Source organism: Frigoribacterium sp. 2355 (assembly GCF_054060695.1).
This window is the reverse complement of record NZ_JBSSDL010000011.1, coordinates 1-22,667: the sequence shown is the minus strand read 5'-3', so window position 1 is coordinate 22,667 and position 22,667 is coordinate 1. Positions and strand designations below refer to the sequence as shown.

Annotated in this window: 24 protein-coding genes and 1 tRNA gene; 9 read left to right on the top strand and 16 right to left on the bottom strand. The window is 71.2% G+C overall.

The genetic code is table 11. The features are described from left to right. Window positions 1-179 precede the first annotated feature (179 nt). Entirely contained in the window at window positions 180-962 is a 783-nt protein-coding gene (locus ACVJ1F_RS12450; protein ID WP_456886567.1) for an SGNH/GDSL hydrolase family protein, read from the top strand. Window positions 963-1,028: 66 nt separating this feature from the next. Here the strand turns inward: ACVJ1F_RS12450 and ACVJ1F_RS12445 are convergent, their stop codons facing one another. Together ACVJ1F_RS12445 and ACVJ1F_RS12440 are read right to left on the bottom strand one after the other, a co-directional pair. Continuing rightward, complete coding sequence (locus ACVJ1F_RS12445; protein WP_456886565.1) at window positions 1,029-1,697, bottom strand: response regulator; 669 nt, start codon at window positions 1,695-1,697, stop codon at window positions 1,029-1,031. Between the two features lie 29 nt (window positions 1,698-1,726). Then, the gene (locus tag ACVJ1F_RS12440) at window positions 1,727-3,235 is read right to left on the bottom strand and encodes a histidine kinase (RefSeq protein WP_456886563.1); all 1,509 of its coding nucleotides are present in this window, start codon (window positions 3,233-3,235) and stop codon (window positions 1,727-1,729) included. Window positions 3,236-3,421: 186 nt separating this feature from the next. Here ACVJ1F_RS12440 and ACVJ1F_RS12435 point away from each other — a divergent pair, with 186 nt between their 5' ends. Then, complete coding sequence (locus ACVJ1F_RS12435) at window positions 3,422-3,910, top strand: Dps family protein (RefSeq protein WP_456886561.1); 489 nt, start codon at window positions 3,422-3,424, stop codon at window positions 3,908-3,910. 77 nt (window positions 3,911-3,987) lie between these two features. Here the strand turns inward: ACVJ1F_RS12435 and ACVJ1F_RS12430 are convergent, their stop codons facing one another. The 5 genes from ACVJ1F_RS12430 to ACVJ1F_RS12410 form a co-directional block, all read right to left on the bottom strand. Continuing rightward, window positions 3,988-5,496 carry an amidohydrolase gene (locus ACVJ1F_RS12430; protein WP_456886559.1) on the bottom strand — a complete coding sequence of 503 codons (1,509 nt, stop codon included), beginning with the start codon at window positions 5,494-5,496 and terminating at the stop codon, window positions 3,988-3,990. After that, window positions 5,493-6,116: an FMN-binding negative transcriptional regulator gene (locus ACVJ1F_RS12425; protein WP_456886557.1), complete on the bottom strand. Its 624-nt coding sequence runs from the start codon at window positions 6,114-6,116 to the stop codon at window positions 5,493-5,495. Before ACVJ1F_RS12425 ends, ACVJ1F_RS12430 begins: the two co-directional genes overlap by 4 nt. A gap of 4 nt (window positions 6,117-6,120) precedes the next feature. Then, complete coding sequence (locus ACVJ1F_RS12420; protein ID WP_456886555.1) at window positions 6,121-7,095, bottom strand: Fpg/Nei family DNA glycosylase; 975 nt, start codon at window positions 7,093-7,095, stop codon at window positions 6,121-6,123. A gap of 106 nt (window positions 7,096-7,201) precedes the next feature. Continuing rightward, window positions 7,202-7,687, bottom strand: coding sequence for a ribose-5-phosphate isomerase (locus ACVJ1F_RS12415; RefSeq protein WP_043597130.1), 486 nt, complete (start codon window positions 7,685-7,687; stop codon window positions 7,202-7,204). Window positions 7,688-7,708: 21 nt separating this feature from the next. Next, window positions 7,709-8,335 carry a mycothiol-dependent nitroreductase Rv2466c family protein gene (locus tag ACVJ1F_RS12410; protein WP_456886553.1) on the bottom strand — a complete coding sequence of 209 codons (627 nt, stop codon included), beginning with the start codon at window positions 8,333-8,335 and terminating at the stop codon, window positions 7,709-7,711. Window positions 8,336-8,426: 91 nt separating this feature from the next. Here ACVJ1F_RS12410 and pepN point away from each other — a divergent pair, with 91 nt between their 5' ends. The 3 genes from pepN to ACVJ1F_RS12395 all read left to right on the top strand — a co-directional run bounded on the left by pepN (window position 8,427) and on the right by ACVJ1F_RS12395 (window position 12,579). Further along, entirely contained in the window at window positions 8,427-10,967 is a 2,541-nt protein-coding gene (gene pepN, locus ACVJ1F_RS12405; RefSeq protein WP_456886551.1) for an aminopeptidase N, read from the top strand. Between the two features lie 128 nt (window positions 10,968-11,095). Next, entirely contained in the window at window positions 11,096-12,097 is a 1,002-nt protein-coding gene (locus ACVJ1F_RS12400; protein ID WP_456886549.1) for a mechanosensitive ion channel family protein, read from the top strand. Then, on the top strand, window positions 12,094-12,579 hold the full coding sequence (locus ACVJ1F_RS12395; RefSeq protein ID WP_456886547.1) for a globin: 486 nt from the start codon (window positions 12,094-12,096) through the stop codon (window positions 12,577-12,579). Before ACVJ1F_RS12400 ends, ACVJ1F_RS12395 begins: the two co-directional genes overlap by 4 nt. A 51-nt stretch (window positions 12,580-12,630) precedes the next feature. On the opposite strand, the gene ACVJ1F_RS12390 is transcribed toward ACVJ1F_RS12395, so the two are convergent. Next, window positions 12,631-13,302 carry a hypothetical protein gene (locus ACVJ1F_RS12390; RefSeq protein ID WP_056048412.1) on the bottom strand — a complete coding sequence of 224 codons (672 nt, stop codon included), beginning with the start codon at window positions 13,300-13,302 and terminating at the stop codon, window positions 12,631-12,633. A 21-nt stretch (window positions 13,303-13,323) separates the two neighbouring features. On the opposite strand from ACVJ1F_RS12390, the gene ACVJ1F_RS12385 reads away from it, so the two are divergent. Beyond that, a complete protein-coding gene (locus ACVJ1F_RS12385) occupies window positions 13,324-14,193 on the top strand; it encodes an acyl-CoA thioesterase (protein ID WP_236557022.1) in 870 nt (289 codons plus the stop codon). A 16-nt stretch (window positions 14,194-14,209) separates the two neighbouring features. On the opposite strand, the gene ACVJ1F_RS12380 is transcribed toward ACVJ1F_RS12385, so the two are convergent. From ACVJ1F_RS12380 to msrA, 6 genes are all read right to left on the bottom strand, one after another. Beyond that, complete coding sequence (locus tag ACVJ1F_RS12380) at window positions 14,210-14,683, bottom strand: acyl-CoA thioesterase (RefSeq protein ID WP_056048417.1); 474 nt, start codon at window positions 14,681-14,683, stop codon at window positions 14,210-14,212. Between the two features lie 16 nt (window positions 14,684-14,699). After that, window positions 14,700-16,385 (bottom strand): energy-dependent translational throttle protein EttA, encoded by a 1,686-nt coding sequence (ettA, locus tag ACVJ1F_RS12375; RefSeq protein ID WP_056048420.1) that lies wholly within the window; start codon window positions 16,383-16,385, stop codon window positions 14,700-14,702. Window positions 16,386-16,422: 37 nt separating this feature from the next. Continuing rightward, entirely contained in the window at window positions 16,423-16,884 is a 462-nt protein-coding gene (locus tag ACVJ1F_RS12370) for a DUF6993 domain-containing protein (protein WP_456886544.1), read from the bottom strand. A 100-nt stretch (window positions 16,885-16,984) separates the two neighbouring features. Then, window positions 16,985-17,587: a single-stranded DNA-binding protein gene (gene ssb / locus ACVJ1F_RS12365; RefSeq protein WP_456886542.1), complete on the bottom strand. Its 603-nt coding sequence runs from the start codon at window positions 17,585-17,587 to the stop codon at window positions 16,985-16,987. A 122-nt stretch (window positions 17,588-17,709) separates the two neighbouring features. Beyond that, complete coding sequence (locus ACVJ1F_RS12360) at window positions 17,710-17,925, bottom strand: methyltransferase (protein WP_159826943.1); 216 nt, start codon at window positions 17,923-17,925, stop codon at window positions 17,710-17,712. A 55-nt stretch (window positions 17,926-17,980) separates the two neighbouring features. After that, entirely contained in the window at window positions 17,981-18,508 is a 528-nt protein-coding gene (msrA, locus tag ACVJ1F_RS12355; protein ID WP_159826945.1) for a peptide-methionine (S)-S-oxide reductase MsrA, read from the bottom strand. Between the two features lie 47 nt (window positions 18,509-18,555). Here msrA and ACVJ1F_RS12350 point away from each other — a divergent pair, with 47 nt between their 5' ends. From ACVJ1F_RS12350 to ACVJ1F_RS12340, 3 genes are all read left to right on the top strand, one after another. Continuing rightward, window positions 18,556-19,575 carry an aldo/keto reductase gene (locus ACVJ1F_RS12350; RefSeq protein ID WP_456886539.1) on the top strand — a complete coding sequence of 340 codons (1,020 nt, stop codon included), beginning with the start codon at window positions 18,556-18,558 and terminating at the stop codon, window positions 19,573-19,575. 194 nt (window positions 19,576-19,769) lie between these two features. Further along, window positions 19,770-20,066, top strand: a complete 297-nt coding sequence (locus tag ACVJ1F_RS12345) for a hypothetical protein (RefSeq protein WP_456886537.1) — start codon at window positions 19,770-19,772, stop codon at window positions 20,064-20,066. Between the two features lie 102 nt (window positions 20,067-20,168). After that, complete coding sequence (locus tag ACVJ1F_RS12340; RefSeq protein WP_456886535.1) at window positions 20,169-21,035, top strand: hypothetical protein; 867 nt, start codon at window positions 20,169-20,171, stop codon at window positions 21,033-21,035. Between the two features lie 69 nt (window positions 21,036-21,104). On the opposite strand, the gene ACVJ1F_RS12335 is transcribed toward ACVJ1F_RS12340, so the two are convergent. Continuing rightward, window positions 21,105-21,180, bottom strand: a tRNA-Arg gene (locus ACVJ1F_RS12335). 176 nt (window positions 21,181-21,356) lie between these two features. Beyond that, window positions 21,357-22,526, bottom strand: coding sequence for a mannosyltransferase YkcB-related protein (locus ACVJ1F_RS12330; protein WP_456886533.1), 1,170 nt, complete (start codon window positions 22,524-22,526; stop codon window positions 21,357-21,359). Between the last annotated feature and the right edge of the window lie 141 nt (window positions 22,527-22,667).

Genomic DNA, 22,667 nt, shown 5'->3' with positions numbered 1-22,667 from the left:
GAATGAAATCTTCTCCGCGCCTTGCACGCAGGCGTCGACGCCGGCAGGCGCCTTCGATGAAATGTTCTCCGGGCCTTGCACGCAGGCGTCGGCGCTCTTCAATGGTCTCTCGGCCAGCTCGGGGGGAAGTCGTGCTGGCGGATGATTTTTCCCGGCGCGACGTGATCCAAGATGGCCACATGAGACGCGCGACGTTCGCACGGGTCGCGCTGGTCGGTGCGGTCGTGGCCACCCTGGCGGCCGGGTGCGCCGCCCCACCGACCGAGGCGACCAGCGCCTCCGGGTCCGGGTCCGGGTCCGGCGCGATCGCGCAGGCCGCGGCCGGGCCCGGCGTGGCCGTGGCACCCACCTCGGGCGGGGTGCGGGTCGCGATCGTCGGCGACTCGCTCACGGCCGGCGGAGGTCGCCTGCTGAGCGAGGGGCTCACCGCCGACACCTGGATGACCTACGCCCAGGGCGACGGCGTCGACTACGTCGGCGGCTACGCGAAGGGCGGCTCGACCGTGCAGGAACAGGCCGCCGCGGTGCGGCCCGTCGCCGACGTCGACGTCCTGGTCCTGATGTCGGGCACGAACGACGTGCGCCTCGGCACGAGCTTCGCAGAGTCCGCCTCGTCGTACGACGCCATCGTCGACACGATCCGGCCCGAGCACGTCGTCGTGGCCGCGATCCCGCCCTACGACCGTGCACCCCGGGCCGCGGCCCGGTACGAGGCACAGCTCGAACGCTACGTCGCCGACAAGGGCTGGACCTTCACCGACCCCTGGGGGTTCGCGCGGGCGGGCGACGTCTTCGCCGCCGGCACGACCGTCGACGGCATCCACCCCACGACGGCCGGGTACGAAGCCGTCGGCCACGCCTTGCGCGACGTCGTCCTCGACGTCGCCGGCGCCCGGGTCGTCGCCCCCCAGGCGGACTCCCCCGCCGACCCGGCCGACACCCCTCCGGGCACGACCAGCTGACGACGCCCGTCCTCGACCTCGGCCGCCCGGTCAGGGGCGCGATGCCGACGCGGGGGACGCGTCGACTCAGTGCTGCAGGAAGGCCAGCACGGCGAGCACCCGGCGGTGGTCGGTGCCGCTGTCTTCCAGCAGGAGCTTCTGGAAGATCGAGGTGACGTTCTTCTCCACCGCACCCGTTCCGATGACCAGTTCGGCCGCGATGGCGGCGTTCGTGCGACCCTCGGCCATCAGCGTCAGGACCTCCCGCTCCCGCGGCGTGAGCGCGGCGAGCGGATCGCTGCGACGGCCCAGCAACTGCGAGACGACCTGCGGGTCGAGGACCGTGCCGCCGTCGGACACCCGCCCGAGCGCGTCACGGAACTCGTCGAACGAGGCGATGCGGTCCTTGAGCAGGTAGCCGACCCCGCCCGAGCCCGCTTCGAGCAGGTCGCGGGCGTAGGCCACCTCGACGTACTGCGACAGCAGCAGGATGCCGAGGTCGGGCCGACGGCGTCGCGCCTCGATCGCGGCCCGGACGCCCTCGTCGGTGTGCGTGGGCGGCATGCGGACGTCGAGGACGGCGATGTCGGGACGGACCTCGTCGAGGTCGGCCAGCAACGCGTCGGCGTCGCCGTACGCCCCCACGACGTCGACCCCGATCTCGTCGAGCAGTCGGACGAGCCCCTCCCGCAGCAGCACCGAGTCGTCGGCGACGACGACACGGAGGGGCTTACGGGAGGGGCTCTCGAGACTCACGCGTCCAGACTACGGGCGCGGCGCACGGACTACGGTCGCGCGGGCGGCCCGGCCGGCGGGTCGAGCGGCCCGTCGGGCAGCGCGGTGTCGGGCAGCGGCTCGGTCACGGCCGTCGACGAGAACGGCGGCAGCGGCTCGGTCGGCAGCGGCAGCGTCGGGTTGCTCGGCACCTCGATCGTCATCGGGATGCTCACCGTGACGATGGTCGGCCCGCCCTGCGGGCTGCTGATGTCGAGGAAGCCGCCGAGGCCCACCAGGCGCTCCTGCACCCCGGCGAGACCGTGGCCGTCGCGCAGGCCGGCGCCGCCGCGCCCGTCGTCGGTCACGACGAGCTCGAGCAGGGTGCCGATGCCGTCGGGAGCCTGCCTCGTGCGCAGCACGAGGTCGGCGCTGGCCGCCCCGGCGTGCTTGCCCGTGTTCGTCACCAGTTCGGACGCGATGAAGTACGCGTTGCGCTCGATGTCGCTCGGGATCACGACGTGCGCGGGCACCCGGTCGAGCATCGTGGTGGGCACCACCGAGCGGTCGACGAGCGACTCGAGCGCCGCCACGAGGCCCCGGTCCATCAACAACGGAGGCGCGAAACCGCGGGACAGGGCACGCAGCTCCTCGAGGGCCTCGCGGGACTGGACCCGCGCCTCCTCGATGAGGGTCTTGCTCTTCTCGGGGTCGGTGTCGACGGCGCGGGACGCCGCGGCGAGGTCCATCTGCAGACGCACCAGACGCTGTTGCGGTCCGTCGTGGATGTCGCGCTCGAGCCGGCGGAGGGCCGTGCCCTCGGCCGACAGGGCCGCCGTGCGCGAGATCTCGCGGTCGGCGAGCTCGACCTCGAGTTGCTCGCTGCGGAACCCCCCGAGCATGACGGCGGCGATCGCCTGGTGCATGACCACGAACCCGTGCACGACGTAGGGATAGACGAGCACGACGCCCGCGAAGAGCGCGAGGGCGAGGACGACGAGCACCGCGCCTCCGCCGTTGCCGATCGCGGACGCCCAGTTGAAGGTGTCGAACGGCGGCAACGCCTGGAAGACGAGCACGACCCCCAGGACGGCGAGCACCGGGCCGGCCAGGAGACCCACGAGGACGAAGGACGTGAAGCCCGCCACGATCGGGAACACCACGACGCCGTAGAGCAGGTACAGCCAGTAGTGCGGGTTGGCGAAGACCGAGACGGCCCGCGCGAAGCGGTTCGTCGACCGGCCCCACTCGGTGTTCGGCGTCCAGTCGACGGGGCGGATGGGTCGGTCGCTCGCCCACCGCAGGCGGAGCACCTCGAAGGTGCCGAACCACCGGGCGATCCAGAGCGCGCCGAAGACGACGATCGCGAGGAAGACGAGGGTGAACAGCGAGTCGCTCGACCCGCTGACCGTGTGCAGGAACAGCGAGGCGGCCACCGTCACGATGACGACGAGGACGGCCGACAGGGCGACGTAGCCGAGTTCACGGGGCAGTTCGCGCCATCGGCGTCGGTAGCCACCGGGTGGGGGCGGGGGCGAGAGGTAGGGGTTGGCGGCGGTGATGGTGGTCTCCTGGATCATGCCTTCGAGCCTGGTCCGGACGGGGCGTCCACCCCATGGTGCCAGCGCCCGGACCGCCGGTGGGGTTATCCCCCCTCACGGCCCGTGGTGAGGTGAGGCTGGCCTAGGTGAGCCGAGCCTCAGCTTGCTTGCGGAATTCTCCCAGACGTCTAGCGTTGCCTCCATCGTCTAGGAAAGGACCACGTCATGACCGACATCACCCGCACCGTCCCCCAGGGTTCCGTCGACCCCGACGTCGCCGCCGGCGTCGCCCAGTTCCTCAGCCAGATCGTCACCGACATGACGGCCCTGTCGGTCAACGGCAAGCAGGCCCACTGGCACGTCCGCGGCATCGCCTTCGTCGCCGTCCACGAACTCATCGACGTGGTCGTCGACCACGCCCGCGAGTGGGCCGACCTCGCCGCCGAGCGCGTCGTCGCCCTCGGCCTGCCGGTCGACGGTCGCATCGGGACCGTCGCCGCCAAGACGGTCATCCCCCCGACCTCCCCCGGCTTCAACCAGATCGACGTCACCATCGCCGAGCTGGTCGCCCAGATCGACGCTTCGCTGGTCGCCGTCCGCGAGGCCATCGACGAGCTCGGCGAGCTCGACGCCTCGAGCCAGGACGTCGCGATCGAGATCTCGCGGGGCCTCGAGAAGGACCGCTGGTTCCTCGCCGCGCACGTCGCCGGCTGACCTCCTCGCCAGACGGACGAAGGCCGCCACCCCGCACGGGGTGGCGGCCTTCGCCGTGTCGGGTCGGCACCGCCTCGTCAGAGCGTGCGGTGCGTCCACCGACCCGCCAGGACCGTGCCGACGACGGGCATCCGGCGCAGCTGGTCGTCCGACGCGGCGAGCGGATCGACCTCGGTGACCACGAGATCGGCGACGGAGCCGACCTCGACCGTGGTTCGACCACCCGTCGAGGCGGCGAGCGCCGCCGAGGCGACCAGTCGCTGTTCGGGGTGCCACGCCTCGCGTCCGTCGCGCGAGCGCGAGATCGCCGCGGCCATCGCCACCCAGGGATCGAGCGGGGCGACCGGCGCATCCGAACCGAGCTGCAGGCGGACGCCGGCGGCGACGAGGCTCTCGAAGACGTAGGCACGCTCGGAGCGGCCCACCCAGAGCCGATCGACGACGTCGCGGTCGTCCATGACGTGTTCGGGCTGCACGCTGGCCACGATGCCGAGGCGCGCGAACCGGTCGACGTCGTGCAGGTCGAGCAGTTGGGCGTGCTCGATGCTGCCCCCGCAGCCGACCAGCTCGAGGGCGTCCAGCGCCTGGGCGTTCGCGGCGTCGCCGATCGCGTGCACGGCCGGGACGAGTCCCGCCGAGGAGGCGCGGCGCAGCCACCCGACGAGTTCGTCGGTCTCGTAGATGCGCACCCCCCGAGCAGCCGGGTCGCCCTCGAGCCCGGGGTACGGGTCGTGGCACCACGCGGTGCGGGTGCCGAGGGAGCCGTCGGTGATGATCTTGAACGGCCCCATGGTGACGAGGCCCTCGGTGCCCGGGACCACGTCGCCGGTGCGCAGCCCGCGGGCGACGACGGCGTCGAGGTCGCGGGGGTAGACCCCGGGACGGATGCGGAGGCCCCGCGTGCCTCCGGCCACCCGACGTGTCCAGCGGTCGAGCGACAGCGTCATCTCGAGGTCGACGACGCCGACGACCCCCCGTGCGGCGGCCGCGTCGACGGCCTCGGCGACCCACCCGTCGAGCTGGTCGTCCGGTACGACGCTCACCGCGGCGCTGACGTCGAAGGCCGGCTGCTCGCGCAGCAGGCCGGTCGGGTGGTCGGCGTGACCGTTACGGGCCAGGGCGGACGAGTCGAGCCAGACGGAGTGCAGGTCGTTGCTCACGAGGACGACCGCCACGTCTCCGGCCACCGAGTCGAGGAGCGCGCGGCTCGGAGCATCGGGCCAGAGGGCGTCCTGGAAGCCGTAGCCGACGAGGGTCCCGCCCGCCTCGACGGGCTCGACACGGAGGCGCTCCCCCACGATCGAGGCCGCCTCGGCGGCGGACCGTGCCCGCGACAGGTCGAGTCGTCGGCGCACCAACGCCCACTGGTCCATGTGGACGTGGGAGTCCCAGAGGCCCGGGGCGAGCCAGCGGCCGTCGAGATCGACCACCTCGGCACCGTCGGGAGCGGGACCGGACGCGAGCGCGACGACCCGGCCACCCTCGAGCAGGACGTCCACGGGAGCGGGCCCGCCGCCGACCAGGCGGGCGCCCGTCAGGAGCGTGCGCCGCGCCTCCTCGGCCCGGGTGCCTGCGTCGACCGTCATCGGTCGCGCACCCGACGCATCTCGGCGGCGAGCGCCGGCTGCGCGTAGTGCTCGCCGTGCTCGAGCTCGTCCACGATGCGGTCGACGACCTCGGGTGCCTTGTTCTGGCTGAGCTTGGCGCGGGCGTCGAACCGGGTCACGCGCAACCGGATGCCGACGGTGCCCTTCGCGACCCGGCGAGAGCCCTCGTCGTCGAGGGTGAGGGTCGAAGGCTCGGGCATGACGCGCTCGAAGTGGTCGACGAGCTCGCCCAGCACGCGGAAGTTCTCGTCGTCCGAGAGGATCTCGGGGGTGCCCCAGAGGTGCGCCGTGACGTGGTTCCAAGTGGGGATGATCTGCTCGGCCGGATACCAGCCGGGTGAGACGTAGCCGTGCGGGCCCTGGACGATCACCATGATCTCGTGCTCGCCCAGTTCGTGCGAGCGCTCGTCTGGACGACCGACGTGGCTGACGAGCACGATGGCCCCCGGGTCCGCGTCGTCCTGCTCGAGCACGACGGGGTAGTGCGACGCGACGAGACCGGCCGCCGTGTGCGACACGATCGTCGCCCACGGGTTCTCGTGGATCAGCCTCTTGACCTCGTCGACGTCGGACAGGACGAACGTGGGGGTGTGCCGCATGCGATCAAGTCTGGTCGGTCGGGCACCAGTACAGCTTGCGACCCGCGGCCATCTCCATCACGACGTTCGTCCCGCAGACCCGGCAGGGCAGACCCTCGCGGTGGTAGACCCAGTGCCGGTCGGCCCGGCTGCGCAGGGCCTTGGCGTGCTGGGACTTGGTGAGACCGTCCATGGTCATCATCTGGCCGAGCTCCACGCCGCTCTTGAGCAGCTTCGTCCAGTCTTTGTAGAGGGCGCGCAGCACCTCTTCGGGGACCTGGTTGCCGGGAGTGTGCGGGTCGAGCCGGGCCCGGAACAGCAGCTCGGCCCGGTAGATGTTGCCGATGCCGCTGACCACGCTCTGGTCCATCAGCAGCAGGCCGATCGGGGTGCGCTTCTTGCCCGCGATCGACACGAAGCGGTCGGCGCCCTTCTTCGGCGAGTCGACGAGGGGGTCGGGACCGAGCTTGGCGATCGCCAGGTCGACCCCGGCCGCGTCGAGCACCTCGCACTTCGTCGGGCCACGGAGGTCGCCGACCGCGGTGTCGGTCAACAGCCGCACGCGCACCTGCCCGACGGGCTCGGGCGGGAACGAGTCGATGTCGTCCTCGGTCTTCTCCTGCTCGGCCATGCGCACGCGAGACCGGCGTGGCGCCCCGATGCTGGCCATCGAGTCCTCGCCGTCGTCGTCGGGGGCGTTCTCGGCCTTGCGGGTGGCCGCCCGGCGCGTACGGGACTCGGCCATCGAATGGCCCGTGGCGATGGCGCCCGCGAAGTCCCACGCACCGTAGAGCCCGAGGTGCACGTGCAGCCACAGGCCGTTGTCGAACTCGAGGAACATCTGCTTGCCGACGGCCTTGGAGTCGACCATCGTGGCGCCGTCGAGCCTGGCCGCCCCGTCGGCGAACCGACCCTGGGGCGAACTCACCCGGACTCGGTGGCCGACGAAGCTCTGCTCGAACTGGTTGGCGATGCGGTGGACGGAATGGCCCTCGGGCACGGCGACACCTCTCTCGGTGGTCGATGGAACGGTCTCGGGCGTGTCGCCGGAGACGACGGAGCGGCGAGGCCCCGGTCGGGGTCCCGCCGCTCTCGACGTTACGTCGTCAGTCGACCGGGTGACCGGCGATGGCGCCCGTGGTCTCGTACTCGCCGACCTGCGCGATGCGGCGCACGTGGCGTTCGTCGTGGCTGAACGGCTCGGCGACGAAGGCGTCGATGAACGCCAGGGCCTCGGCCTCGGTGTGCTGGCGCGCCCCGATCGCGATGACGTTCGCGTCGTTGTGCTGGCGGGCGAGCTTGGCGGTCGAGTCGTTCCAGACCAGGGCGGCACGGACGCCCTCGACCTTGTTCGCGGCGATCTGCTCGCCGTTGCCCGAGCCGCCGAAGACGACGCCCAGCGCCTCGTGGCCGGCACGCTGGTCGCGCACGGTCGCCCGGGCCGCCGCGATGCAGAACGACGGGTAGTCGTCGAGGGGCTCGTAGCTCGTCGGACCGTGGTCGGTCACGTCGTGCCCCGCGTCGGTGAGGTGCTGGATGACGGTCGTGCTGAAGTCGAGGCCGGCGTGATCGGTCGCCACGTGGATGCGCATGGAGACGATCCTACGACCGGCTCAGTCGAAGATCGGCCCGACCGTGCGCGTGCGCTTGATCTCGAAGAAGCCGGGGTACGAGGCCACGGCGACGACTCCGTCCCACAGCCGCAGCGCCTCCTCGCCCTTCGGGGCCGGAGAGATGACGGGGCCGAAGAAGGCGACGCCGTCGACCGCGATGACGGGCGTGCCGACGTCCTGGCCGACCCGGCCGATGCCGTCGAAGTGGCTGGCACGCATCTGCTCGTCGTACTCGTCGCCGTCCGCGTACCGCGCGAAGTCGGCGGGCAGTCCGACCTCGGCCACGGCACCGGCGATGACGACGTCGCCGTCCTTCTCGCCCTCGTGGTGGATGCGGGTGCCGAGGGCGTCGTAGAGCGGCTTGACGATCTGCTGACCGTGGAGTTCACCTGCGGCCGTGACGAGCCGCGTGTAGCGCAGCATGCGGGCGAAGTTGGCCTTGTACTCGTCGCTGACGTCGGCGTCCTCGTTGAGCACCGCGAGGCTCATCACGTGGAAGGTGACGTCGAGGTCACGGTGCTTCGCGACCTCGTCGACCCAGCGGCTGGTCATCCAGGCCCAGGGGCACGAAGGGTCGAACCAGAAGTCGACGACGGTGTGGGACGCGGGGACGGGGGTGTCGGTCATGCCCTCAGTCAACACCCCGGCGTCGTACAGCCGGTCTAGGCTTTCAGCGGACCACGAGTCCCCCCTCACCCCCCAGACGGATGGAGCCAGCGTGCCCGGAGAGAACCTCACCCGCGTCGAGGCGCAAGAGCGCAAGAACGTCGTCGACGTGCAGTCGTACGAGATCGCCCTCGACCTGACCCGCGGCGACGAGGTGTTCGGCAGCTCGACCACCGTGCGCTTCACCGCCACCCCCGGAGCGTCGACCTTCATCGACGCGCTCACCCGCACCGTGCACTCGGTGACCCTCAACGGCACCGCGCTCGACGTCGACGCGGTCTCCGACGGCGTGCGCATCCAGCTGGCCGAGCTGGCCGCCGAGAACGTGCTCGAGGTCGTCGCCGATGCCGAGTACACCAACACCGGCGAGGGCCTGCACCGGTTCGTCGACCCGGTCGACGGCGAGGTCTACCTCTACTCGCAGTTCGAGGTGCCCGACAGCCGCCGCGTCTTCGCGGTCTTCGAGCAGCCCGACCTCAAGGCGACGTTCCAGTTCACGGTCACCGCACCCACACGCTGGCAGGTCGTCAGCAACCAGCCCACGCCCGAACCCGTCGTCGACGGTGAGACCGGCACCTGGACCTTCTCGCCCACGCCCGTGCTCTCGAGCTACGTCACGGCGATCATCGCCGGCCCGTACGACGTGGTCCGCAGCGACCTCAACAGTTCCGACGGCCGCACGATCCCGCTCGGCATCTTCACGCGCCGATCCCTCACCGAGTACCTCGACGCCGACTACATCTTCGAGAAGACCCGTCAGGGCTTCGCCTACTACGAAGAGAAGTTCGACTACGCGTACCCCTTCGACAAGTACGACCAGCTCTTCGTGCCCGAGTTCAACGCCGGTGCCATGGAGAACGCGGGTGCCGTCACCTTCGTCGAGACCTACGTCTTCCGCAGCAAGGTGACCGACGCCATCAAGGAACGCCGCGTCGTCACGATCCTCCACGAGCTCGCGCACATGTGGTTCGGCGACCTCGTCACGATGAAGTGGTGGAACGACCTCTGGCTGAACGAGTCGTTCGCCGAGTGGGCCTCGACCATCTCGACCGCCGAGGCGACCGAGTGGACCGAGGCCTGGACCACCTTCCAGGCGATGGAGAAGAGCTGGGCCTACCGCCAGGACCAGCTGCCGTCGACGCACCCCGTCGTCGCCACGATCAACGACCTCGAGGACGTCCAGGTCAACTTCGACGGCATCACCTACGCCAAGGGCGGGTCGGTGCTCAAGCAGCTCGTCGCCTGGGTGGGCATCGACGCCTTCTACGCCGGCGTCGCCGCGTACTTCAAGAAGCACCACCACTCGAACACCGAGCTGAGCGACCTGCTCGTCGAACTCGAGGCCACCTCGGGCCGCGAGTTGACCAGCTGGTCGAAGCTCTGGCTCGAGACCGCGGGCGTCAACACGTTGCGTCCCGAGCTCGAGGTCGACGAGAACGGCGTGATCACCTCGTTCGCCGTGCTCCAGGAGGCGGCCGCCGACCACCCCACCATCCGCCCGCACCGCCTCGCCATCGGCCTCTACGCCCTGCAGGGCGACGCCCTGGTCCGCACCGACCGCGTCGAGATCGACGTGGACGGCACCCGTACCGAGGTCCCCGAGCTGGTCGGCCTGAACCGCGGCGACCTCGTGCTGATCAACGACGACGACCTCGCCTACGCGAAGATCCGACTCGACGAGGTGTCGCTCGCCACGGCCATCGCCCACCTCTCGAAGATCTCGAACCCGCTGGCCCGCGCCCTCGTCTGGGGCTCGGTCTGGGACGCGACGCGCGACGCCGAGACCTCGGCCTCGGACTACGTGCGTCTCGTGCTCGACAACATCGCGACCGAGACCGAGTCGACGACGATCCGCACCACGCTCTCGCAGCTGCTGCAGACCGCCCGCAGCTACGTCGCCCCCGCGCGCCGCACCTCCACGATCACCGAGGTCGGCGACGGCCTCTGGGCCCTCGCCCAGGGTGCCGAGGCCGGGTCGGACGCCCAGTTCCAGTTCGTCACCTTCTTCGCCGCGATCGCGTCGACCGAGACCCACCAGGAGGCGCTGGCCGGCCTGCTCGACGGATCGCTCGCCCTCGAGGGCCTCACCGTCGACACCGACCTGCGCTGGCAGCTGCTCGAAGGTCTCGTGCTCGTCGGCGGTGCCGGTGAGGCCGAGATCGACGCCGCCCTCGCCGAGGACAACACGGCGAACGGCGCCCAGGCCGCCGCGCGGGCCCGCGCGACGATCGCGACCACCGAGGGCAAGCTCGCCGCCTTCGCGTCGGTCGTCGACAGCGCCGAGCAGCCCAACGCCATCGTCCGGGCGACGACCCTCGGGTTCCAGCACACGAACGACCCGGCGATCCTGCAGCCGCTCGTCGAGCGCTACTTCGCGTCGCTCACCGGCATCTGGGAGTCGCGCAGCTACCACATCGCCGACACCCTCGTCTCGGGGCTCTACCCGGCCGGCCTCGCCGACCAGGCGCTCGTCGACGCGTCGTACGCCTGGCTCGAGGCGAACCCCGAGACGCCGGCCCTGCGCCGCATCGTGAGCGAGAGCGTCGCGGGCGTCGAGCGGGCCCTGCGGGTGCAGGCGGTCGACCAGCAGTAGTCGTGCCCCGGGTCGCGCGACGACCCGACGACCGACCCGGACGGCGGGCCCTCCCACAGGGCCCGCCGTTCTGGCGTCCAGGCACCTCCCGGGTGGGGTTGCGGCGGCGTGCTTGACTTGTCGCTCATATGGACCTCCTCCTCGCTGCCGCCACCGACCCCGCCGCCCCGATCGCCTTCGACTGGGACGCCTTCTGGACGATGTGGGGGGTTCCCATCCGCATCGCTGCGATCCTGCTCGTCGCCGCACTGCTGCGCATCGCCCTGCACTTCACCATCCGGCGGGTCGTCGACCAGGTCGTGAACGGCATCAAGCGGAAGCAGAACGTCGACGACACGCAGGCCCTCATGGCCTCGCCGCTGCAGGCGGTCCGGGTCGTCCAGCGCACCCGCACGCTCGGCAGCGTGCTGAACAACGTCGTCACGGTGGTCGTCGCCGCCGTCGCCCTCGTCCTCATCCTGGGCGAGCTGGACTTCAACGTCGTCGCCATCGTCAGCGCGGCGGGTGTGGTCGGTGCCGGACTCGCGTTCGGCGCCCAGAACATCGTGAAGGACATGCTCAACGGCATCTTCATGGTCGCCGAAGACCAGCTGGGGGTGGGCGACGTCGTCGACGTCGGGCCCGCGGCCGGCGTCGTCGAGGCCGTCGGCATCCGCGTCACGCAGATCCGCGACGTGAACGGCGTGCTGTGGTTCGTCCGCAACGGCGAGATCCTGCGCGTGGGCAACATGTCGCAGGGCTGGACGCGCGTGGTCATCGACCTCGCCGTGCCCTACTCCGCCGACGTCGACCAGGTGCAGGACGCCATGTTGGACACCGCGAACGAGCTCGCCGCGATCCCGAAGTGGAGGCGCGCCATCATCGACCAGCCCGAGGTCTGGGGAATCCAGTCGATCGCCGAGGAGCACGTGGTCATCCGCATCGTCGCCAAGACACGGTCCGCCGACCGTGACAACGTCGACCGGGAGCTGCGGTCCCGTCTCAAGAAGACCCTGGACGCCATGGACATCGTGCTGCCCTCGCTGACGAGCGTCGTCCTCACCGGCTTCGACAGCGCCTCCTCGGTCCAGGGCGCCCGGGCGCCCCGCACGGCGCCGACGCCCCACGTGCCGCGGAGCAAGCGCAAATGACCGACCTCCCGCTGACGCCGCGCCCGTCCACCGCTCAGCCCGTGAATCCCCCACCGTCAGCCGTGCCGGTCACCGTCCGGCGGGGCCTCGGTGACGACGCCGCCCAGGGCAACTTCTGGGAGCAGATCGGTGGGCGGCCGACCTTCGAGAAGTTGGTCCGCCGCTTCTACGAGGGCGTCCGGACCGACGAGGTGCTCTGGCCGATGTACCCGGAAGCGGATCTCGAGGGCGCGATCCAACGCTTGACGGGGTTCCTCGAGCAGTACTGGGGCGGCCCCACCACCTACAGCCAGGAGCGCGGGCACCCCCGCCTGCGCATGCGGCACATGCCGTTCCGGGTGACGCCCGAGGCACGTGACCACTGGCTGCAGCACATGCGGGTGGCCGTCGACGAACTCGAACTCGCCCCCCTCGACGACGCGATGCTCTGGGGCTACCTGGATCGTGCCGCGCAGGCCATGGTCAACACGTTCGAGCGCTGACCGCCCACCACCGGGCCGCCCGCTTCGGACCGCCCACCGCCGGGCCGATCGTCAGAGCAGGGACGAGCGCCGCTTGACGAGCACGTGGCCCTTGGGCGTCGTGAGGCGGGTCCACGTGCCGGTCTCGAACACCGCGACCTCGTCCTCGCCGTCGAGGAATCCCAGGCTGAGGGCACCGAAGCCGGCTCCGGCGGGAACCCCCTCGGCACCCTCGACGGGGGCCGACCACACGTCGGCTCGCACCCGGTGCACGATCTGCTCACCGGTGCCCGTGGGGATCGCCTCGGCGACGCGGGCGATTCCGGCCTCGGCGGTCGATCGGAGGCGGTCGGCCTCGATCGGGCCGAGTCGCGTCCAGCCCCCGCGTGGCGGCGAGATCGCTGCCCACGTCACGGTGTTGACCGTGGCGGGCACGGACACGGTGACCGCAGCGGTCGGGTCGACGACGTCGTTCTGCAGGCGTACGAGGCGCTCCTTCAGCGACCGGACCGGGACCACGGCGTCGAACTCGGGGCGGTCGTCGAGTTGGAAGGTGCGGAGCCCCAGCACGGTGGGGCTCGAGTCGAGCAGACCCATCGGGTAGAACACGGCGACGTAGACGGCCAGGACACCGGAGCCGGCGATGAGCCGGACCGAGCCGTCCTCCACCCGGCCCGCACGCCCGAGATAGGTCGCGAGATCGCTGAGGGACAGGGAGTCGGGGAGGGTGAATGCGTCGTTCATCGGCCCCCTAAACTACATCGGGTGACCGACGATCCGCTGCAGAGCCTGCTGTCCACCCTCGACCTCTCGCCGGCCGGCAACGTCGGTGGGCAGGACGTCTTCACGGGTGGGTCACAGCCCGAGCCGCTCGGTCGCGTGTTCGGCGGCCAGGTCGCCGCGCAGGCCCTCGTCGCCGCCCAGCGCACCGTCGGGGGCGGACGCGACGTCCATTCGCTGCATTCGTACTTCCTGCGGCCCGGCGACCTCACCATCCCCATCACGTTCACGGTCGATCGCATCCACGACGGCCGGTCGTTCGCGACCCGCCGCACCCAGGCGTCGCAGGACGGCGTGCCGATCTTCTCGATGATCGCGTCCTTCCAGACCCCCGACGAGGGACTCGACCACCAAGTCGACATGCCCTCCGGTCTTCCCGATCCCGAGGACGTCCCGAGCGACGCCGAGCTGCTGTCCGCGGTCGACAACCCCGTCGCCCAGTCGTGGGCCCGGCGGCCGTTCGACATGCGCCACGTGCCGTCTCCGGTCTTCTTCAGCGTCGAGGGCGACCACGTCGCGCACCAGGCCGTCTGGCTCAAGGCCACCGGCCCACTGCCCGACGACGCCGACCTGCACCGTGCCGCCCTGCTGTACGCGAGCGACTACACCCTCCTCGAACCGATCTACCGCCGTCACGGCGTCGCGTTCGTCACCCCCGGGCTCAAGGCCGCGAGCCTCGACCACGCCATGTGGTGGCACCGTCCCGCCCGCGTCGACGAATGGCTTCTCTACGTGCAAGAGAGCCCCAATGCGGTGGGCGGACGTGGCCTCTCGCTCGGGCGCATCTACGACCGCGCGGGCACTCTCGTGGCGAGCGTCGCACAAGAGGGCATGGTGCGGGTGCCGCGAGGCTGACCCGCCACGTTCCTGGTCAGCGCCGGCGGAAGGCCAGGGGTTCTTCGACGAACGGCGACCAGGCGTCGCGCTCGACGTCGGAGATGCGCCGGGGCTGATTCGTCGCCGAGTCGACCAGCACGATGGTGGTGGCGGCCTTCGTGAACAGCGTCCGGGGCTCGACGCCCTCGGGTGACCAGACCTCGTAGCAGACCTCGAGGCTGGCCCCGCCGAGTCGCCCGACCCAGATCTGCACGTCGAGCGGGGCCCGCAGGTACGGGATGGGGACGAGGTACTCGAGCTCCTGCCGGGCGATGAGCGTCATCGTCGCGGCGTTCGGACTGCCGTCGAGGACGGCGGCCGAGGACCGTTCGTCGATCGCCCCGTCGGCAGACCAGAACGCGTCGATGCGCGCCTCCTCGAGGAGGCGCAGCATCGACGCGTTGTTCACGTGACGGTACCCGTCGAGATCGCTCCAGCGGACTCGGGTCGGCACGTGCAGGCGGGTCATGACGGTGCGGTGCCGGTCAGTCGCGCGTGAGCTTGCGGTACGTGGCCGAACTCGGCTTCGCCGCGTCGGCGCCGAGGCGCTCGACCTTGTTCTCTTCGTACGCCTCGAAGTTGCCCTCGAACCAGTACCAGTTGGGCGTGCCGTCGTCGTTCAGGCCCTCCCACGAGAGGATGTGCGTGGCGATCCGGTCGAGGAACCACCGGTCGTGTGTGATGACCACGGCGCAGCCGGGGAATTCGAGGAGCGCGTTCTCGAGGCTGCCCAGCGTCTCGACGTCGAGGTCGTTGGTGGGCTCGTCGAGTAGGAGGAGGTTGCCGCCCTGCTTGAGCGTCAGCGCCAGGTTGAGGCGGTTGCGCTCACCACCCGACAGCACGCCGGCCTTCTTCTGCTGGTCGGGACCCTTGAAGCCGAACTGCGACACGTAGGCCCGCGACGGGATCTCGGTCTTGCCGACCTGGATGTAGTCGTGCCCCTCGGAGACGACCTCCCACAGGTTCTTGTTGGGGTCGATGCCGCCACGGCTCTGGTCGACGTACGAGATGTCGACCGTCTCGCCGACCTTGAGCTCGCCACCGTCGAGCGGCTCGAGGCCGACGACCGTCTTGAAGAGGGTGGTCTTGCCGACGCCGTTCGGCCCGATGACGCCGACGATGCCGTTGCGGGGCAGCGTGAACGACAGGTCGTCGATGAGGACACGCTCGCCGAACGACTTGTGGAGCTTCTTGGCGTCGATGACCTGAGAGCCGAGACGCGGGCCCACGGGGATCACGATCTCTTCGAAGTCCAAGGTGCGCGTGCGCTCGGCCTCGTTCGCCATCTCTTCGTAGCGCGCCAGACGTGCCTTCGACTTCGCCTGACGGCCCTTGGCGTTGCTCCGGACCCACTCGAGCTCGGACGCGAGGCGCTTGGCGAGCTTGGCGTCCTTCTTGCCCTGGACCTGGAGGCGCTCGCCCTTCTTCTCGAGGTAGGTCGAGTAGTTGCCCTCGTAGGGGTAGAGGCGGCCGCGGTCGACCTCGGCGATCCACTCGGCGACGTGGTCGAGGAAGTACCGGTCGTGGGTCACGGCGAGCACGGCGCCGGGGTACTTGCTGAGGTGCTGCTCGAGCCAGAGCACGCTCTCGGCGTCGAGGTGGTTGGTGGGCTCGTCGAGGAGCAGCAGGTCGGGCTTCTGCAGCAACAGCTTGCACAGCGCGACGCGACGCTTCTCACCACCGGAGAGGTTCGCGACCTCGGCATCGCCCGGAGGCGTGCGCAGGGCCGACATGGCCTGCTCGAGCTGGGAGTCGAGGTCCCAGGCGTCGGCGGCGTCGATCTCTTCTTGGAGGGTGCCCATCTCGGCGAGCAACGCGTCGAAGTCGGCGTCGGGCTCGGCCATGGCGGCCGAGACCTCGTTGAAGCGGTCGAGCTTCTGCTTGATCGGCCCCACGCCCTCTTGCACGTTCTCGAGGACGGTCTTGGTCTCGTCGAGTTCGGGCTCTTGCATCAGGATGCCGACCGAGTAGCCGGGGCTGAGCTTCGCCTCGCCGTTGCTGGGGGTGTCGAGCCCCGCCATGATCTTGAGGATCGTCGACTTGCCGGCGCCGTTCGGCCCCACGACACCGATCTTCGCCCCCGGGATGAACGACATGGTGACGTCGTCGAGGATCAGCTTGTCGCCGACCGCCTTGCGGGCGCGCACCATCGAGTAAATGTATTCGGCCATGACAGCGAGTCTATCGGGCGGGGCCCCGCCCCCGACGTCACCAGTCGATGGCTCGGGTCGACCCGACGAGGCAGGCGCCCGTGCCGAGGACCGGCGCCGTCTGGCTGCTGTAGCCCGCGCCCGAGACCTGCCCGATCAGGCAGTCCTGACCCCAGAGCACCGAGAACTGCACGCTGTCGGCGTCGCGGCCGATCGAGGTCGTGTCGGCGGTGACCTGCATCGTCGACTTGTCGAAGCCGGCCGCCACCAGCGCGTCGACGGCGGCGCGCCCACCCGGGCGGGCGTTCGCCGCGACGGTCGCGGCGTTCACCTCGTCGAAGTGGGCCAGCGCCTCGGCCGTCGTGGACGTGGAGGAGAACGGCGGGGCGTCCGTCGACGGGGCGACGGACGACGACGTCGGTGACGGCTCGGGCGACGAGGTGCACCCCACGAGGGGGATCGCCACGGCCAGCACGATCGCGGCGAGCGCCAGGCCGCGTGGAGGTCTCGAACCGGTCACGGGGGCCCTTCGTCGCTGGCGGCGGCCGCGGGTCGGCGAGCCGTGAGGAGTCTACGGCGTGCCGACCCACGGGCCCGGGACACGGGCGTCACCGGGGTGGTCAGAACGGGGCCGCCACCTCGTCCGCGCCGACGGCCGCGGGAGCACCCCAGTCCGCGCCGTCGTCGGGGATCGCCACCCGGTCGGGGTCCGACGACGCATCCGTCGCCGCACCGTCCGAGGGGCCTTCGTGACCGGTTCCGTGGTCCGCCTCCGTCTCGGGTGCCGAGCCGCTCTCGTCGGAGGCGACGGTCGGATCGCCCCCGCCCGCGGCCGGGGAGGAGCCCGCCGGGGCGGACGAAGCGGACGCCACCCGCCGTTCGAAGGTCGACCTACCCCAGACGAGGTCGTGACCGACCGCGTCCGCGTCCACCTCCACCGTCATGCCGCTGCGCTCGCCCGACTCCCACGCGCGGATGCGGACGCGCCCCGTGACCACGACCCGCTGCCCCTTGCGGAGGCTGGCCAGCACGTTGTCGGCGAGCTGACGGAAGCACGTCACGGTGTACCAGTTGGTCTCGCCGTCGACCCACTCGCCCTTGACGCGGTCGTAGCGTCGCTGCGTCGAGGCGAGTCGGAAGCTCGTGATGGAGAGGCCGGTCTGCGTGACGAGGGCCCGGGGGTCGGTCGCGATGATCCCTGTGAGGGTGATGGTGTCTGTCATGACGGGAGTCTCGCGGGGGCGAGGGACCCCCGGGACGGCACCCGCGCCTCCTTGTGGAGAAGGAGGCGCGGGGGCCGCCCGGGGGACGACACGACGACAGGTCGTCCGGGGACGACCGGGCCTCAGTGTTCGTGGAACTCCGGGTAGTCGGCGCCGGGCCCCAACGCCGCGAACAGGGCGCTCTTGGCCACGGCCAGGCTCGGGTAGACGCCGCCGTCGGCTCCCTTCGCGGACAGGCGCACCGTGAAGCCGTCGTCTGTCCGCAGGATGGTCCCGACCGCGCCTGCCGGGCCCACGGCCACCCAGGTCTGTCGGTGCAAGGTGTTCTGGTCACTCATCGTCGAGCGCCCCTTTCCTCTTTCTCGGTCGGTCACACCGGGCGGCGTGACCCGTCTACGAGGCGAGCACGTACTTCGCGTACGACTTGCGGATCTTGGTGACCTTCGGCAGCGCGACGGCGGTGCAGTAGCCCTGGCCGGGGTTCTTGGCGAAGAAGTCCTGGTGGTGCTCCTCGGCGTCGTACCAGGTGGACAGCGGCTCGATCGTCGTGACGACACCGCCGCCCCAGGCCTCGGAGGCGCGGTCACGGGCCGCCTGGAAGAGCGCCTCCTGGTCGTGGTCGGCGGCGAACATCGCCGAGCGGTACTGGGTGCCGACGTCGGCGCCCTGCCGGTTCAGCTGACGCGGGTCGTGCAGGGTGAAGAAGACGTCGAGGACGACGTCGGCGGGGAGCTTCTCGGGGTCGAAGCCGACCGCGACGGCCTCGGCGTGACCCGTGCGGCCCGTGCACACGTCGTCGTAGCTCGGCCGCTCGGTGTCTCCGCCGGTGTAACCCGACACCACCTCGGTGACGCCGTCGAGGGTGCGGTAGACCGCGTCGAGGCACCAGAAGCACCCACCGGCCAGAACGAACGTCGTCATGCCCGTGAACCTACTCCCGAGCCGAGGGCCCGCCCTAGGCTGACCGCATGAGATCACCTTTCACGCCCTACGTCGCCGACGACGCACGGTACTCACGACTCGACTACGTCCGTACCGGCCGCAGCGGACTCCGGCTGCCCCGCATCTCCCTCGGCTTCTGGAACAACTTCGGCTCGGACCGGGGCCTCGAGACGCAGCGCGACATCGTGCTGCGCGCGTTCGACCGGGGGGTCACCCACTTCGACCTGGCGAACAACTACGGCCCGCCCTACGGCTCGGCCGAAGAGCAGTTCGGTCGCATCGCCGCGGCGAACCTGCGCCCCTACCGCGACGAGATCGTGGTCTCGTCGAAGGCGGGCTACGACATGACCCCGGGGCCGTACGGCGACGGGGGGTCGCGCAAGTACCTGCTCAACTCGCTCGAGGCCAGCCTCGGGCGGCTCGGCATGGACCACGTCGACATCTTCTACTCGCACCGCCCCGACCCCGAGACCCCGATTGACGAGACGATGGGGGCGCTCGCGACGGCCGTCCGGCAGGGCAAGGCGCTCTACGCCGGCATCTCCAACTACGACCCGGCGCAGACCGAGGCCGCGATCGACGCCCTGGCGGCCGAGGGCGTGCCCCTGCTGATCCACCAGCCGCGGTACAACATGTTCGACCGCCGGCCCGAGAGAGGACTCTTCGACACCCTCCTGACCCGCGGCGTCGGTTCGATCGTGTTCTCGCCCCTGGCCGGGGGGCTCCTGACGAACCGCTACCTCTCGGGCAGTGCTCCCGCGGGTTCGCGCGCTGCCGAGGGCCGGTGGTTCTCCGAGGACGCCCTCGACGAGACCTACCTCTCCCGCGTCCGCGGCCTGAACGAGATCGCGGAGGCGCGGGGCCAGTCGCTCGCGCAGCTCTCGCTCACCTGGGTGCTGCGCCAACCCGCCGTGACCAGCGCCCTCATCGGCGCCTCGTCGGTGGCCCAGCTGGACGACAGCCTCGACGCGCTCGACGGTGCCGAGCTGACCGAGGACGAGCTCGCGGCGATCGAGCCGCTGGCGGTCGACGGCCCCGGCCGCTGACCGGACGGCGCGGTGCCGACGGGGCACCGCGCCCTCCAGGCGTCCGACGCGTCCGACGTGTCCGAGGTGTCCGAGGTGTCCGAGGTGTCCGAGGTGTCCGAGGTGTCCGAGGTGTCCGACGTCGATGTCGGTGGTCACCCCTAGCGTCAGGGGTGTTCTCGACAGCATCGGCCGGATGACCTCAGGAGCACCTCATGACCAGCAGCACCCTCGACCACGCGATCGTCGCGCCTGCGCCGCACGCTCACGCACGCGTTCCCCTTCCCTCCCTGCGCTCGACCCGCGGCGGCCTGCAGCTCGTCCAGGTGCACGACGACCTCGCCCGGGTGACCCGTCCCGGTGGCGAGATCGTGGGCTACGTCGAGCGCTTCGACGACCCGCAGGGTGATCGCTACCGCGCCAAGCGGTTCCTGCCCCGTCAGCGTCGGTTCGTCGAGATCGGCGAGTTCTGGAGTCGCGACGACGCCACCGACTGCTTCCGGTTCGCCTGATCCCGACGCCTCCGCCGGAGCACCGTGACGGTGTCTCCGGCGGAGGGCTCGACAGCATGTCGCAGCCGTGCAACCTTCGACCTCGGCTGTAGTGTTCGCCCCATGCAGTGGTGGAACGATCTCGTCGAATGGCTCTCTTCGGACAACGGGTGGCGTGTCGTCACCGATGCGGTGATCCCCTTCGTCGCCATCGTCGTGGCAGGCATCGTCGCAGCCCTCATCGGCCGGGCGAGCACGCGGCGGGTCGTGTCGTTGCACGAGGACGAGGCGAAAGCGGCGGCGGTCGCGGCCCTCGTCTCGGCAGCCCGCAAGGGTGCCGTCTACAGCTCGCTCGGAGTCGAGGAGCGCGCCTACGCCGATCACCTCGGCCACGAAGCCGACGTCCGACTGCGGCTGTCGCCCGCGACCGGCAGCACCCTCGCCGCCGACTGGGCGGCTCACGAACTGGCCGAGATCAAGCGCAACTCGGCGTCCTTCAGCTTCCAGTCCGAGCAGACGCTGGGTGAACTCCGCGACCGCCTCGTCGAGTGGCAGAACCGCCCCGGGCGGGCCAAGAAGCTCTTCCGCGACGATCTCGCCCGCTGGAAGTACGAAGAAGCCGACGTCGACCGAGACACGGCCGCGAAGCAGAAAGCCTGGGAGGCCGAGCAGCGGGCTGCGGCGGCGACCGAGCAGCGTCGTGCCGAGGCCTCCGCGCCCTCGGGTGCCGCACCCTCGGCAGCGCTCCGCCCGGCGGCCCTCGACGATGCCCCGGTCCGCGATGGCGACGAGGCCTACCGGGCACCGATGGCTCACGCCCCGCTGGCCGGACCGTCGCCGGTTTCAGCGCCCGAGGCACCGCCGGTCACGCCGGGTGACGCGAGCCACGACGACACCCGCGACGATGCGATGGACGACGAGCGTTTCGAGCAGCCGGTCAGTGCGAGCCAGGTCCGACGCCGGACGGCACCCGAACGCGCGGACGGCTGACCCGGCGAACGAACGACGACGCGCCCCCGACCTCGGTCGGGGGCGCGTCGTCGTGTGGGGGGTGTCGCGTGGTGCCCCCGGCAGGAATCGAACCTGCGACCAAGAGATTAGAAGGCTCCTGCTCTATCCGCTGAGCTACGGGGGCGAACCCGACCACGATACCGTGCCCGCTCCTCCGTCCCGGTAGCGGTCCAGCCACGCTCCGCACCGCGTTTCGTGCACCGCGCCCCGACTAGTCGCGGTGCGGTGCACGAAACGCGGTGTCTCGCGCGCCCCGGAGGTGCGGGGCGGCCGGGCGGACCGGTGGCGACATCCGGTCGGTCAGCTGGTCAGGTCGTACAGCGTGACCCCGTCGACCTCGGTCGAGGAGAAGTTCGCCTCGACCCAGGCCGCGATCTCGCTCGAGGACGAGCTGCCGCCGTTCGACTGCCCGACGGTACCTCCGACGAACCAGTGGATCTGCCCGTCGGCGACGTACTGCTCGAACTGCGCCAGGGTCGGTGACGGGTCGCTGCCGTTGAACCCGCCGACCGCCATGACCGGGTCGCCCGTCGCGAGCTGGTAGCCCGCCGCGCTGTTCGACCCGACGGCCGCGGCGACCCAGGTGTACCGGTCCGCGTCCGCGCCGACCACGGCAGCGAGCTCGTCGCTGACCGAGCCCGAGCCGAGCAGCGAGCCGGCTCCGCCCCCGCCACCGGGGAGTCCGCGCGTGGCCGTACCCGCGCCTCCTGCGGTTCCTGCGCCGGTGCCGGTGCCGGTGCCCGCTCCCCCGCCGGTGCCGCCCGGCAGCTGCGGGGGCGTTCCGCCAGCCGCGCCACCGGGCCCGCCACCAGCGGCCCCGCCGCGACCGCCGGCGCCGCCGGCGCCGCCCGCGCCACCACCGCCGAACCCGCCCGTGCCACCCGACACGGTCGGCCCGGCCGTGACGATCGAACCGGTGTGGGCCGTCGACACGGTCTCGACCGAGTAGGCCGCCGGAGCCAGCAGGCCGCCCGTGAGCAGCACGGCGAGGGTCGCCGCCGTGAGCGCCCGGCCCCGTCGCGGCAGCAGCACGAGCACGGCGCCCACGACGGCGAGCGCGACGACGACGTACCGGAGCCACGGCTGCCAGGACTCCGCCCGTCCGAGCAGCACCCAGGCCCAGACGCCCGTGAGCAGAGCCGACGCCGCCAGCACGATCCGCACCCACGACCGGGCCCGTCGTCGCCACAACACGTCGGCCGCAGCCCCGAGGGTGACCGCGATGGCCGGGGCGAGCGCCACCGTGTAGTACGCGTGGAAGATGCCCGACATGAAGCTGAAGACGAGGGCGGTCAGCACCGTCCAGCCCCCGAACAGCAGCAGGGTCGCCCGACGGGCCGAGGTCCGGTGTCGCCAGCCGAGCAGCACGAGTGCCGAGACGCCGATCACGAGGGCGGCGGGAAGCAACCAGGTGATCTGGCCCCCGAACTCGCCCGTGAAGAGCCGGGTGATGCCGGTCTCGCCCCACATGCCTGTCGTGGGGGGCCCCGGGGCGCCCCCCCCCCCCCCCCCCCGGCCCGGCGCCCCCCCCCCGGGCCCCCCCGGGCCGGGGTTTCCCCCCGTCAACAAGAGGGACCAGTGGGTGTGGGTGCCGCCGCCCGACGGCCGCCA

Excerpts from the sequence above, each read along its gene's own strand:
- ACVJ1F_RS12425 (WP_456886557.1), bottom strand. The coding sequence starts at position 6,116 with ATGCGGCACACCCCCACGTTCGTCCTGTCCGACGTCGACGAGGTCAAG.
- ACVJ1F_RS12410 (WP_456886553.1), bottom strand. The coding sequence starts at position 8,335 with ATGACCGACACCCCCGTCCCCGCGTCCCACACCGTCGTCGACTTCTGG.
- ACVJ1F_RS12390 (WP_056048412.1), bottom strand. The coding sequence starts at position 13,302 with ATGAACGACGCATTCACCCTCCCCGACTCCCTGTCCCTCAGCGATCTC.
- ACVJ1F_RS12330 (WP_456886533.1), bottom strand. The coding sequence starts at position 22,526 with ATGTGGGGCGAGACCGGCATCACCCGGCTCTTCACGGGCGAGTTCGGG.
- ACVJ1F_RS12345 (WP_456886537.1), top strand. The coding sequence starts at position 19,770 with ATGACCAGCAGCACCCTCGACCACGCGATCGTCGCGCCTGCGCCGCAC.
- ACVJ1F_RS12400 (WP_456886549.1), top strand. The coding sequence starts at position 11,096 with ATGGACCTCCTCCTCGCTGCCGCCACCGACCCCGCCGCCCCGATCGCC.
- ACVJ1F_RS12435 (WP_456886561.1), top strand. The coding sequence starts at position 3,422 with ATGACCGACATCACCCGCACCGTCCCCCAGGGTTCCGTCGACCCCGAC.
- ACVJ1F_RS12415 (WP_043597130.1), bottom strand. The coding sequence starts at position 7,687 with ATGCGCATCCACGTGGCGACCGATCACGCCGGCCTCGACTTCAGCACG.
- ACVJ1F_RS12430 (WP_456886559.1), bottom strand. The coding sequence starts at position 5,496 with ATGACGGTCGACGCAGGCACCCGGGCCGAGGAGGCGCGGCGCACGCTC.
- ACVJ1F_RS12395 (WP_456886547.1), top strand. The coding sequence starts at position 12,094 with ATGACCGACCTCCCGCTGACGCCGCGCCCGTCCACCGCTCAGCCCGTG.
- ACVJ1F_RS12340 (WP_456886535.1), top strand. The coding sequence starts at position 20,169 with ATGCAGTGGTGGAACGATCTCGTCGAATGGCTCTCTTCGGACAACGGG.
- ACVJ1F_RS12350 (WP_456886539.1), top strand. The coding sequence starts at position 18,556 with ATGAGATCACCTTTCACGCCCTACGTCGCCGACGACGCACGGTACTCA.
- ACVJ1F_RS12380 (WP_056048417.1), bottom strand. The coding sequence starts at position 14,683 with ATGACCCGCCTGCACGTGCCGACCCGAGTCCGCTGGAGCGATCTCGAC.
- ettA (WP_056048420.1), bottom strand. The coding sequence starts at position 16,385 with ATGGCCGAATACATTTACTCGATGGTGCGCGCCCGCAAGGCGGTCGGC.
- ACVJ1F_RS12360 (WP_159826943.1), bottom strand. The coding sequence starts at position 17,925 with ATGAGTGACCAGAACACCTTGCACCGACAGACCTGGGTGGCCGTGGGC.
- ssb (WP_456886542.1), bottom strand. The coding sequence starts at position 17,587 with ATGACAGACACCATCACCCTCACAGGGATCATCGCGACCGACCCCCGG.
- msrA (WP_159826945.1), bottom strand. The coding sequence starts at position 18,508 with ATGACGACGTTCGTTCTGGCCGGTGGGTGCTTCTGGTGCCTCGACGCG.
- ACVJ1F_RS12440 (WP_456886563.1), bottom strand. The coding sequence starts at position 3,235 with ATGATCCAGGAGACCACCATCACCGCCGCCAACCCCTACCTCTCGCCC.
- ACVJ1F_RS12450 (WP_456886567.1), top strand. The coding sequence starts at position 180 with ATGAGACGCGCGACGTTCGCACGGGTCGCGCTGGTCGGTGCGGTCGTG.